The sequence below is a fragment of the Alkaliphilus serpentinus genome (assembly GCF_009017255.1).
Lineage (GTDB): Bacteria > Bacillota > Clostridia > Peptostreptococcales > Natronincolaceae > Alkaliphilus_D > Alkaliphilus_D serpentinus.
In genome coordinates this window covers 1-2390 of record NZ_WBZB01000030.1, presented here as the reverse complement: position 1 = coordinate 2390, position 2390 = coordinate 1, and the positions used below count along the sequence as shown (strand labels likewise).

At 34.6% G+C, this 2390-nt stretch carries 4 protein-coding genes; all 4 read right to left on the bottom strand.

Going from position 1 to position 2390, the window contains the following annotated elements:
* Window positions 1-74 precede the first annotated feature (74 nt).
* Window positions 75-548 carry a class I SAM-dependent DNA methyltransferase gene (locus tag F8153_RS09095; RefSeq protein WP_151866048.1) on the bottom strand — a complete coding sequence of 158 codons (474 nt, stop codon included), beginning with the start codon at window positions 546-548 and terminating at the stop codon, window positions 75-77.
* A 324-nt stretch (window positions 549-872) separates the two neighbouring features.
* Window positions 873-1028 (bottom strand): hypothetical protein, encoded by a 156-nt coding sequence (locus F8153_RS16110; RefSeq protein WP_192929748.1) that lies wholly within the window; start codon window positions 1026-1028, stop codon window positions 873-875.
* A 19-nt stretch (window positions 1029-1047) separates the two neighbouring features.
* A complete protein-coding gene (locus tag F8153_RS16105; RefSeq protein ID WP_192929747.1) occupies window positions 1048-1221 on the bottom strand; it encodes a hypothetical protein in 174 nt (57 codons plus the stop codon).
* A gap of 286 nt (window positions 1222-1507) precedes the next feature.
* Window positions 1508-1912, bottom strand: coding sequence for a hypothetical protein (locus tag F8153_RS09090; RefSeq protein ID WP_151866047.1), 405 nt, complete (start codon window positions 1910-1912; stop codon window positions 1508-1510).
* Window positions 1913-2390 lie beyond the last annotated feature (478 nt).

Below are 2390 nucleotides of genomic sequence, written 5' to 3'. Positions count from 1 at the left end.
CACGTATTACAGGAATGCTTTAGAGGATTATCTCATGATCTTGGATTGGTTAAAATGTGGGTTGGATTTGACGCTTACTCATATGTATACTTTTGTCCTATCATACGCTTTGCTTTTTCTCTTGTTCCCCCATCACAAAGAAATAGTCCACCATCATTTAGGTGATTGCTTATGTTATTAAATATCTTACTCAAATCTTTTTCGTCTTTTATATGACCTAAAGAATCAAATGACACAATAAGATCATATTTTCTTTTTAAATCAAACTCTTTTATATTCTTTTCGTAAACTTTCAATCCCTTTTCTTTTGCCTTCTGAAGCATTTCTGGACTAACATCTATACCCTCAACGCTGTTAAAACCATTTTCCGTTAACAATTTAAGTAGAGTTCCTGTTCCACATGTTAAATCTAATATACTATTAACATCTAATTTGAACTTTTCAATGATTAGTTTTATTAAATTAAAATAATCCATATGAAGATTAGGTGCTGTATCAAATATATACTCATCATAGAACCTAGAAAATATTTCATATGCATCACTCATGATAAATATCCTCCCCTTAATTGCGCTTAATTTCACCTAACGTTTCTGTATTTACGACGTCTTCGAACTGGACCTTAAAGTTAGCCCGTCTTGGCGGTGCTTGCCACCCAGTGAGAAGGTGTAGTGCTTGATCTTTCTTCACTATGGCTATGGATTAAGTGTCGGTGACCTTGCCCCCTGGCACCCTTGCGTAAAAACATAGTTATATGCCGTCAGTTATCTCCAATCGTTCTGACTCCCCCAAACTAATTTTTCCTCATGAGAAATGAAAATCTTCATATACTACAACTCATCTCAATATGGTATTCTTTCTTTTGATGTTTTTTATTCTTTGGATAATGCTTCTTTTAGCATTTTTTCTATCATTTTAATTTTTTCCTCCATGTTAACTACTTTTGTATGTGTTTCTCTTATAATCCCTATTAACCATGATATGAAAAACAATAACCCTATACAGAGAAGGATATACAAAAATACCATATAGTATCTCCTCCTACTTCTAAATTTTCTTATTTATTTCTTCTAGCTGTTTCTCTATTTTTTCAAGTCTTTCATTATTATCTTTAATACGTCTTGGCAGCTTTACTACTAAATAAAAAACAAAATATATAAGTCCAATCATTAGTAATATATTTATAACTTGGAAAAACATCGTCCACCCAAACTCTACCATATTTTCACCTTCCTCCTATTATTATTAAAAAGAATTTAATTAATTAAATTTTCTCCAACCACATCAATTAATTATGATGGCATATAACGTTTCGTGTTCCTGAAGTGCTGGCGCCTTAGAGCGTCGCTCATGGCACCATTGTGGTGACTAATGCGTCAAGTGTTCGTAAGACTTAGGCGGTCGTATTTGGTCAGCATTTTTACTCCAAAGCCGTCCCCTCTGCTGACCCGAAGAGGAACATGGTGTTAGCTGACGTACAAGATGGGCTAAACCAACAAACTTGATTCTACCCTTGCTTATCAAATAACAAATCTAGAAATCTTCTACCATCACTCCTAGTACCTTTAAGGTCTTTTGGAAAAGCATATTTCATAGGAATAGTAGTAAATAAGAATGAGTAAAATGCTAGTGATCCAAAAAATCTATAGAATGAATATAGGTCATCATTATTAGTCAGAACGCTAAGCCTAAATAAAACTATGAAGCTAATTAACGAGACAAGTGGACCACCTATTATACTTAAAATATTCACAGACTTGCTTTCAAGTGGTTTCTCATAAAATACTGATCCAAGTGCTAGATTCCAACCAGCTAGAATAACTGTAACTCTCCAGAAGCTTAACTCTTTCCCATGACCCCCATAACTTCCAATGTATATTCTAAATTTCTGATTAGTAGTTATGAGCGGCACGATAATGTGTCCTATCTCATGTAAGAAAGTCAAAAGTGGAACTAATAAAATAAATCCCAGAACATATGCTAAAAAATCATCAAAACACTCCCCTTAGAGAAAAATTTGCAAAACCTAATCTTAGTATTTCAACTAACGTTCCAGTGTTTACGACGCCTTCGAGCCGGACCTCAAAGATAGACTGTCTTGGCGATGCTTGCCACCCAGTGAGAAGGTGTGGTGCGCTGACCCTGCCCTAATAACGTGCCCTCTGGCACCCCTGTGTAAATACAGTGTTGTACTATGTGCCAACAGGTCCAACCAAACGGCGGATTCAAGGTTGGACACATCTAATCTAACTATGATATGCTCACACTTTATCAAATACTTTTTAAGATTATTATATATTTATATCATTTAACCATTTCTCTAATTTTAAAGTGATATCGGCATATCTCGTAATAGCATTTATTGTTACTGTTACTTCAGCAATTCCCAA

Bases quoted from the DNA above. Each gene is read 5' to 3' on its own strand.
- F8153_RS09095 (WP_151866048.1), bottom strand. From the start codon at position 548: ATGAGTGATGCATATGAAATATTTTCTAGGTTCTATGATGAGTATATA.
- F8153_RS16110 (WP_192929748.1), bottom strand. From the start codon at position 1,028: ATGGTATTTTTGTATATCCTTCTCTGTATAGGGTTATTGTTTTTCATA.
- F8153_RS16105 (WP_192929747.1), bottom strand. From the start codon at position 1,221: ATGGTAGAGTTTGGGTGGACGATGTTTTTCCAAGTTATAAATATATTA.